The 8,806-nt window shown below is 57.6% G+C and carries 10 protein-coding genes; 3 read left to right on the forward strand and 7 right to left on the reverse strand.

What is annotated here, in order from left to right; translation table 11 throughout:
* Window positions 1–147 precede the first annotated feature (147 nt).
* The 3 genes from HMPREF9006_RS10365 to HMPREF9006_RS06825 all read right to left on the reverse strand — a co-directional run bounded on the left by HMPREF9006_RS10365 (window position 148) and on the right by HMPREF9006_RS06825 (window position 2,550).
* Window positions 148–846: a DUF6318 family protein gene (locus tag HMPREF9006_RS10365; protein WP_009212844.1), complete on the reverse strand. Its 699-nt coding sequence runs from the start codon at window positions 844–846 to the stop codon at window positions 148–150.
* Window positions 847–860: 14 nt separating this feature from the next.
* On the reverse strand, window positions 861–1,751 hold the full coding sequence (locus HMPREF9006_RS10620) for a hypothetical protein (protein ID WP_009212845.1): 891 nt from the start codon (window positions 1,749–1,751) through the stop codon (window positions 861–863).
* A 61-nt stretch (window positions 1,752–1,812) separates the two neighbouring features.
* Window positions 1,813–2,550 carry a DUF6318 family protein gene (locus HMPREF9006_RS06825; protein WP_232209848.1) on the reverse strand — a complete coding sequence of 246 codons (738 nt, stop codon included), beginning with the start codon at window positions 2,548–2,550 and terminating at the stop codon, window positions 1,813–1,815.
* Between the two features lie 545 nt (window positions 2,551–3,095).
* On the opposite strand from HMPREF9006_RS06825, the gene HMPREF9006_RS10885 reads away from it, so the two are divergent.
* Entirely contained in the window at window positions 3,096–4,193 is a 1,098-nt protein-coding gene (locus HMPREF9006_RS10885; RefSeq protein ID WP_232209849.1) for a hypothetical protein, read from the forward strand.
* Between the two features lie 219 nt (window positions 4,194–4,412).
* Complete coding sequence (locus HMPREF9006_RS10890; protein WP_232209850.1) at window positions 4,413–5,399, forward strand: hypothetical protein; 987 nt, start codon at window positions 4,413–4,415, stop codon at window positions 5,397–5,399.
* A 346-nt stretch (window positions 5,400–5,745) separates the two neighbouring features.
* Here HMPREF9006_RS10890 and HMPREF9006_RS10735 read toward each other — a convergent pair whose 3' ends face one another.
* The 4 genes from HMPREF9006_RS10735 to HMPREF9006_RS06850 all read right to left on the reverse strand — a co-directional run bounded on the left by HMPREF9006_RS10735 (window position 5,746) and on the right by HMPREF9006_RS06850 (window position 7,962).
* Window positions 5,746–6,045 carry a hypothetical protein gene (locus HMPREF9006_RS10735; RefSeq protein WP_198002562.1) on the reverse strand — a complete coding sequence of 100 codons (300 nt, stop codon included), beginning with the start codon at window positions 6,043–6,045 and terminating at the stop codon, window positions 5,746–5,748.
* Window positions 6,042–6,242, reverse strand: a complete 201-nt coding sequence (locus HMPREF9006_RS10895; RefSeq protein ID WP_232209851.1) for a transposase — start codon at window positions 6,240–6,242, stop codon at window positions 6,042–6,044. The genes HMPREF9006_RS10735 and HMPREF9006_RS10895 overlap by 4 nt, the downstream gene beginning before the upstream one ends.
* A gap of 868 nt (window positions 6,243–7,110) precedes the next feature.
* Complete coding sequence (locus HMPREF9006_RS10375; RefSeq protein WP_083806952.1) at window positions 7,111–7,434, reverse strand: DDE-type integrase/transposase/recombinase; 324 nt, start codon at window positions 7,432–7,434, stop codon at window positions 7,111–7,113.
* 306 nt (window positions 7,435–7,740) lie between these two features.
* On the reverse strand, window positions 7,741–7,962 hold the full coding sequence (locus tag HMPREF9006_RS06850; RefSeq protein WP_009212852.1) for a transposase: 222 nt from the start codon (window positions 7,960–7,962) through the stop codon (window positions 7,741–7,743).
* Window positions 7,963–8,139: 177 nt separating this feature from the next.
* Between HMPREF9006_RS06850 and HMPREF9006_RS10900 the strand changes: the two genes are divergently transcribed.
* Window positions 8,140–8,806 (forward strand): hypothetical protein (locus HMPREF9006_RS10900; protein ID WP_232209852.1); only part of this gene is annotated, 667 nt, incomplete at its 3' end.

The following is an 8,806-nucleotide window of genomic DNA, read 5'->3' on the forward strand; positions in this document are numbered from 1 at the left end:
TGGGGTGGGGTCACGGTGTGTTGAACCTGGTCGTGTGTGAGCGCTGCGTGATGCCTCGTGGGCATCCTTGCCGAGGGCAAAGCGGGTCATTGGAACTATCGCTGTCGGAGAGAATCTTCGAGGGAGACCCCCGCTTCTGTCGGCGTTCTATTCCTTATGCGTCCAGAAGTGTTTGACGACCCATGTATCTCCCTCAGCTACAAGCAGCATGGTGCCTTCGTAATGGTCGACAGCTTCATCGCTCTTCGAAGAAAAGGAGATGGTGGAGTAGTCAGGTTTAGTTGCGTCATTGTCTTTGCGAATAGCGGTTCCACTCAGCTCGGAGTAGTTGAATGTAATGCACGTTCCGCTAATGTGATCTGGCGTAGACGTGCAGTCCCATATCTTTTTCGTCATAAGGTACTTGAATGTTATCGGTCGTGTGACAATTCGATCTGCATGAAGTGCCTGCACGTCGTTATTCACTCTGGTGCAGTAATCGTCGTTCTGGCATACCTTCATGAAATCTTCTGTGTCTCCGGTATTGAATGCATATGCCCAAAGGTCGATATACCACTGTGATGTCGCTTGGGCACCAATTTGTCCACCCGCATAGAGGTGTGTCGGGGGAGTGGGCTTCGTAATTTCGGCCGGTGTTGGTTCTGCGGATTGAGGGGTGTCTCCCGATTGGGAGCCAGATTGTACGGTGCTGTCAGACTGGGGAGACTGCGTCCCTGACTGCAGTTCAGCGTTTGTTTGGGCTCGAGCGTTGAACGCGTGAAACCCCAGGAATGATGCGCCGATGATGACAACAGTGGCAATGGCGGCGCCGACCCACTGGCCGATGGTGGAGGGTTTGGTGGTCATGGTGCATCACTCGCTTAGTGGCCTTGTTTTTCTTCTGCGGTGTCGGTGTTGTTGATGATGAGGTGGTCGAGGCGGAAGGGGTCGGTTGTTTCGGTGGTGGTGACCAGGCCGTTGATGGTTTGGGTTTCTCCGGTGAAGGGGTTGGTGGCTGTGCCTGCCCATGTGGTGGTCAGGGTGATGGTGCGTGTGGCCCTGGGGTAGGGGCCGTCGAGGAAGGACTTCCACCCCTCTGGTGCGGTGTAGTAGTGGCGTATCAGGGCCGGGTCGGTATTGGGGTCCATGCCCGTCACCCACGGCGCTCCTGGTGAGGAGGTGACCGTGCCCGGGGTGTCATCTCCCCAATCCCACGTGTATTCCTGGGCTGTGAGGGTCACGGTGACCTCTCTTCCCAGCAGGATGACGGTGTGGGTTTGGGTGGGGTGGGTGACGTTGACCAGGGTGGGGATGCGCCGGTTCGTGTAGGACACCCCCTCGGGCCGCTTACGCAGCCCCGCGCCGTCGGGGTGGATGAGGGTGGCTGCTGCCAGGAGGAGTTCACGCGTGGTGGGTGGCCTGTCCTGGGGTGAGTCCTGACCCGGCTCAGGCGGAGGGTAGGCGCACACCCAGCTCCCGTGCGTGAAAGGGTCATCCCCAAACGGATTCGACTCTAGTGCGCAATGAGCAAAATCAAAATACGCACCAGCCTCACTCGCAGGAGCCGCCTCATTCGACTGACGCGTCGTATCATCACCCGCAGTCGTGATCGGACCCGACGCAGGAAGCCCAGGATTCGACGAGTTCTCGTAGGACCATATGCCAGCGTTAATTCCCTTGTTGGAAGCCGAAGCGCACATGCCCTGACGATCGCCAGCACCGAATGAGCATGATTCACCAGGACCAGAATTGCCATTGTCCGCAAAGGCCACCGATGTAGAGCATGCAAGCAGAGCAGACAATACGGCAGTTGAGAAAACGCTGTAAGAACTCCTATTGCTCATGTTCGCTGATCACGCGTCCTTGTGTTTCGATCCATCGACCGTCTTTCCATGTCATGAACAGGGACAGGGTCGATGTGTACTCTTCTTCTTTGACGGTGATCTTCTGTCCCCGACAGGTGACCCCATCGCTGGAAACAATCTGAAGCTTGACTCCAACAGTGTTCGGCTGCACGTTCCCCTCGCCAGCGGGGACAGGCTCCAGCCGCAACACGTGCACAACCCTCGACTCATTCCCATACGCCCAGCCGTTCGCGTATAGCTCATTGATGGCGCTGATGTATGAATCGCGGAAGCTGTCGCCAGGTTCCGTCATGTTCGCAAAAGGCTCGGTGTCCCCTGTGTTCCATGCGTAGATTTCAAGTGCCAAAAGGTGTTCGGCTGCGGCTTCTGCTCCTCGCTCACTGTTTTGTGTGGCGGCTTGGGGGAGTTCGGGCAGGGGGTAGGTGGAGGCGGCGTGTTCGGCGGGCCGTACCAGGACGCCGTCGGGGCCGACCTGGTAACCGCCCGACATCGCCGCCTCACCCGACGTGCTCGGCGTCGGCGTGGGTGTGGGGGCCCGGCCCGACATGGCAGACCGCGTGGGAATAGTGGTGGGGTTTTCGCCCCAGGCGCGCCACCAGCCCTCGGCGACACCGTTGATGTAGACGGCGTAGCAGCCCGCCACGATCAACAAGACGACGGCGATGCGGATACCCCAATCCACCGGATCAGCACGCAACCAGGCCACGCCCTGACTGCCGCTGTCGAAGGAGGCACCCCCACTCTGACTGCCGCTGTCGACGGTGGCGCCGCCCTCACCGGACTGGCTTGCCCCACTGCCGCGCCCACCGCCGCGCCCACCGCCGCGCACGCGCGGGACCCAGGCCCAGCCCGGGCGCCATCTCCTCGGGCCGATGAAACGCCGACCGAAGAGGCCTCGTCGGGGTTGAATCGAGCGCAGGAAGGCCTCTTCCTCCTCCTGGCTCACGGGTCGCTCGGACAGGGGTGGTATCTCCATGGCGTGTGCCCTCCACACTGAGGTCTCCTCCAACGCGCCCCCACCACAGGGACCGCGCCCTTACACACCACCATACGCCAAGAACCGACACGAAACAATAAGAATACACTGTAACCGTCATGCAACTATTCGCAACACATCTGCACGTACGTGCATCGAGGTGGAGGTCCTCGCCCTGATCGCGGCTGCCTCCCCGCTGAACAGCGAGTACAAGGAAATTGGTTTGACGCGCGTGCGCAGATGTAGATGGGCCACCTTACTCTCTGCTTGACAGCGTGGGGCTGTCGATGGTGACAACGACCTATACGAAAGGAAAGACCGTGTCTTGGATTGTTGAACTTGTGATTGGCGTTGTGTCGGGCGTTGTTTCCGGGATCATTCTTGCGAGACTGGTCCCGGATGGCTCGATGGCCCCGGAACCTACTACATCAGGAGGAGGCGCCGTGACCCAACAGGTGTTGGCAGCGAATGGTGATGTCGCCATGGTTGCCGGCGATCGAAACTATACGCATATTGGTGACGACAACTCCGTGCATGTCAATGTCTCGGGCAATAGTGGGAGAGGACAGGGGGAGAGTGATGGAGATATCTGGCTAATGATTGGGCTCGGCTTCGCTGCCTTTGTTGTCATCGCGATCTTCCTCATGAGGTACTACGAGATTCTGGTGGGTCTCCTCGTGATCACTTCCGTCTTCTTGATGACGATGTCATTGCTAACTGCAGGCCTCTCCTTGCGGAGTAGGCGAGTGTCGAAGCCTCTTCGCTCCTCCATCGTCGCGAGCTTTCTGGCGCTTACGTCCACCTACGTGACCTACTGGTCGTGTTTCGTCCTGTCCACGGGAAAGTCCGGCCTGTCGATCCCGGATCTCAGTCGAATGCTGTCTGAAGCTACCGGAGGCGACAAGCTGGTGCCGTTTGCCGAGGCTTTCGATCTACTCGGTGCTGAACGCGCCTTCCCTTATGTCTCAGTGGTGTTCATGGTGATGCTCGTGACGGCCGTGCTCTGCTTCTTTGCTTTTGGGATGATGATTCGGGAGTTCTGTGAGCGGCGAGTCGCCGCCCGCCCTGCGGGCAGCGTAAGTGGCTGGCTTATCGATCATCTTCCTGTTCCGGGCTGGCACTACATCCTGGGTGTTCTGCTGCTTGCATGCGTGCCCGCGTACGACAGATTCTTTCAGGATGGCGTTGCGACATACAAGGTGACGACGCGGGAATACAGCATGACGTCCGTCCTCAGGCTCGTCGACTTCTACGAGGAGCACAACGACCGCTTGGAGGAAGCGCGGCGAGGCTTCGAAGGCGATGGCCTGGTGTATCCGCGGATGAAGCTGCTGGATATGGGGTTTTGGCAGGTTGGATTCGAGAAGAGCTGAGATACCCGGAGAACCTGATGTGCTTCTCATCAGGGTCGGTGCGTATCGGGTGTGTTAGCGCCGGTAAGTTGATCGGTTGAAGTGTTAAACACTTGGCTATTAAACAGCTTGCTACGGGGCGTTCACGGATTGACACCTGTGTAAGTGGAGTTATGGCCGGTGATATACTTCCTATGAGGCTGTCGATGTGGACATGACCCGACTAACGAAGGAGTAGTTGTGGAGTGGATTGATTATGTCGCGAAAGGCGTTGGTGCTCTCGTAGCGCTCGGTACGCTGTTGAAGGTGGGAAGTGAATTATATGCAAAATTCAAGAATGGTTCTGAATTTGGATTGTGGTTTGGTCGTCGCCGTAAGGTGAAAGGACTGAAGTATGTGAGCATATTCCAGAAATGCGGTGCTCTTAGCTCGAGGAATGAAATATCAAATTCCGTGAAGCAACAGCTAATGAGTGAGATAGCGAGAGATCTTGTTCGCTCTTACAGCCTCGAAAAACGAGCGAGTAGATTCAGTAGGAGCACTAGGGATGAAGTTAGAATTCTTGTAGTATTCTTCTTCCTATTTGTTGCACTGGTATGTATTGCGGCATTGTCAAAAATTACTGAAGCTACGGCCGCGCAACAGGAATTTATTGATGCTTCAAAATACATGCTTTGGTGGTGTGTTGCTGGAATTTTGGTAATGTCACTGTTGCAGGTTGTCATGGCTTTGAGTCGTTCACGCGACGAATTCAGAATTATGACCGAAGCCTCTCGCTTCGATGTAGTACAGGTTCCACTCGATTCGATCCCATACTGCGTTGAGAAAGAGAACGACTACATCTTCGTTGATGCGACCATCCGGAAGCGTTATCAAGTCCCTTTTATGGGGAAAGCAGATGGTGTACAGATGCTTCTTGATCATGATGTCACGACCGATGGAGAAGTGGCTTTGAAGACGTCCGAGGCAAAACAATGCAAGGCTGATGGCTACGAAGAAGTGGCCGGTAAGCTCGTCGACTCTTTCCTTTCAAAGACTTCGGAATATGGCAACGAGCCTGTCTGCTTCGTCTTCTCACAGGCAGGCATTACGGCAGTTCTCGTCACGCAGCTGTTGCGGCGCAAAGGACTACGAGCGTTCTACATCGGCGCGTCGAATGGCTACGAATCTGAAGTCAGGGAAACTATTCGAGAGATTCGCATACTCCGCGACAGTGGACTTATCTGAGTCACATGCGGCATGGGTGGTCCGCTGAATGACCAGATTGGACGGCGTATCCCGGATTGGAACTGAGAGTTGATTCTGGCGAAGTGACGATTTCTGTTGCTCGGGACATGGCAGGGATGATCCGCAATGAGTAGTCGTTGCCGCCTGACCATAGATGGGGATGCTGCACGGCCGTGGTACGAAACCGACCGCCGAATTCCCCCAACATACGACAGTGGCGGTGAGGCCTGAAAACCTCACCGCCACTACTTAGTTACTGACGCGTGGGCTTCGCTCCCGCGGACCGTTGGCCTCTTATAGTTAGGGGCAGCGCGCCCGCTGAACAAGCTCGGGCGAAGCAGGAAACTCAGCTCTGCACCTCTGCAATCTCCAGGGGCGGCAGCGTCGCCAGGAGCTCCCGCGTGCGCATAGAGACGGTCACCAGGCGCTTGATCAGATCCACGACCGCGTCGGGGCAGCCCTGCTCGTGCAGGAAGTCACTCGGGTCGTTGACGATGCCCGACGCCTTGTCCGTCTTCACGTGGTAGCAGTCGATGATCCACTCGTACGGCCAGGTGCTGACCGTCGGTGGGTGTGTCTTGGTGGAAGATATCGCGTACTTGCTGGGCGCAGTGGTAGGCGACTTCGACACTGATATGTGCTTCATCTGCCGTGAAGGCTGCGCGGAGTCGTTCCTGCTTGGTGTGGGGTGAGCTTGTGGCGCGAGGCGCGCAAGAGATTGCGGATCTGATAGAGGGGATCGCCTGTGCGCCCGCGGTGACCCAGCGTTTCTTGCTGGACACGACAGCGTACCTCATCAAGGGCATCACCAGCGAGCTTGACGATATGAAAGGCATCCAGCACGCTGGTGGTATCTTGGAGCAGGCCAAGCAATGGCGTTCGTGCTGTCCCTGGAAGGGATCCAGCGTCGCGATTCGCACCCCCGCGCGGAAGTCTTCACCGCGCTCGGCCAGCCAATTCTTGTACACGGTGCCAGACCTTCCTGGGACAAGGCCCAATCAAGCGGGCCGTGGGATGATCCTTCCCGCGAGTGGTCCACGATGCCGGTGAGTTCACGCGGGCCCCGGCGGCGTCGGTCCTGTTGGTTCCACACGCCTCTCATCGACCCCCAACACCCGCACGCCTGCGAAACGGGCAGGATCATCAGATGCGGCTTGCAGACACGGCTTGACATGGGACCACACGGTATTCCACGTGGTTCCTAACTGTCGGGCCAGCCCCAAGATAGTGGCTCCCTCGAAGCGCAACTGTCGGATCGCCCAGCGGATCGCCCGCACACCCAAACGCGCCCGGGGTGCGCACACCTTCTCGCTGTGCTCCAGGAATGTCACTGTCTGGCAGGTGGTTACGCGGCACATCCAGCGCCGTTTAAACCACCGGATCCGCACCGGGACCCCGGCCCAGCACGCGTCGATCACCTCCACCACCACACGCCCGTGACCTTGAGCAATCACCCCACAACCCGGGCAGCCAGCACAGCGATCACAGGACTCTATGTCGAGCACCAGAGCATCTGGGAAGCGAACCGCACTCATCAGATGGAAGCCCTCTAAGCCGACCAGCAGATCACACCGATCACAACGATCAAGAGACACCGAGCAGCACCAGGCAGGGCGAGACACCGCCCGAGGTCCTTGACGACAGCGGGGGTAGAAGTCCGCTCATCATCAAGGACCTCGACCTATACCCGCAACCCCCGACCAACACCCGGTCACCCACACTCAACTCGAAAGAGCCCGTTTTCCAGGGCGTTTACTGCCAGACGGGCCTTCATCCCTGAGCCCATCGAATATCCTACGATCCGACCGGAGAACGCGTCCTTGATCGCGCAGAGGTAGAGCTTGCCCTCATCGGTGACGTGCTCGGTAATGTCGGTGAGCCACACCTCGTTCACGTCAACAGCGGTGAAGTCCCGCTGAAGCAGATCACCATGCACGGGCAGGCCGGGGCGCTTACCGTTTTCACCGCGCTTCCTCCCAAAAACGGACCACCACTGGCTATCCCGGCAGATCCGCGACACAGTCCATGTGATCATGACCTTACCCGCGGCTGTGGCATCATCGGCAAGAAGCCGATGACAAAACTCGGAATCTACCATAAACGCGGTGAACAGGGCGTTAGCCCGGGAGACCTCGCCCAGCTCACCTGTGATGACCTGTTACTTCCAGCAAAGGTAATAGGGCTGCCGGGAGAGCTTCAAGACCCGCAAAGACACCGCGACAGGGATACGGTGAGCGGCTAACTCACTCGCAAGTGTGTAGAGCCTTTCCCGGCAAGTTCTCCTGGGAGAAGTATACGGCAGCGCGGCACAGAACCTTGTTCTCCTGTTTGAACAGGCGGATTAGGCAGCGGGCCTCGCATAGCTCAGTTGCTTCTCGCGGGTACGGCCTGGCCGGTTGCCGTTGTCGGTGTCTGCTTTGCGGATCCAGTTGTGCGCCGTCATCTCGTGAAACCCGAAGTCCTTCGCGATCAGCGCGATAGTGATCCCGTCCTCACGGGAGTGCGCCACACGCACGACGTCTTCTCGGAACTCTTGAGGGCACGGAGCAGACACAGTGAACATCCTTTCAGGCCACCCAGATCAGATGTCACCTCACCGTGCAGCAGTCCCCTCCCGGATCGCAAACCTTCAATCAACCTCCCCGATCAGTACACCTAGAGGGTCTATGCGCAAGGCCTAAAGTCTATCGTGAAACGGCGTGGCAAGGCGTGAAATGAGCCGATCTGCTATACTGTGCGAGTGGTGACCGCGAGGATGGTTGCCTGGCACGAGGAGAACAATCGCGTGGTGGTGCGGTACATGGGGACGAAGCGCCATATGGCCGATCCTGTCCGCGACACGATTGCGAGCCTCACGAGCCAAGGCAGGGCAGTTGACCTGTTCTCGGGTATGGGGAGTGTCGCGGAGAGTCTGCGTGACACGACATCGGTAGTGACAAACGATGCACTCAGTTTTACAGCCTCTATTTCGCGCGCCCGATTCACTGCGCTCCAGCGATCCGCAGATGCAGTGTCTACGGTTTCCAGATTGCAGTCGGTATTCAAAACTCGTTACGCTGAACTTGAGGCAAAATACGCCGACCAATTAGCCGCTGAAGGTTCTGCCATTGCGGGCGGTCGTAGCTCGTTGCTAGCGTATATGCAGCACGCAAAGCATGTCGCCAACTCCGCGCCCCATAGGCGCGCTGCACGTGCTGCCGCAGTGTCGAGTACCAGTCATCATTACGAACTTGCTTCTCTATATTTTTCTGCAGGATACTTGAGCTTGCGCCAAGCGATCGAAGTGGATTCGATCCGAGCAGCTATTGATTGCGATGACCACCTTGGCGACCGGGACTGGCTTCTAGGTGCTTGGATCTCGGCAACTTCAGTGCTAATCAATGCGCCGGGTCACACGGCCCAATACC

This window comes from Actinomyces sp. oral taxon 180 str. F0310 (genome assembly GCF_000185285.1).
GTDB lineage: Bacteria > Actinomycetota > Actinomycetes > Actinomycetales > Actinomycetaceae > Pauljensenia.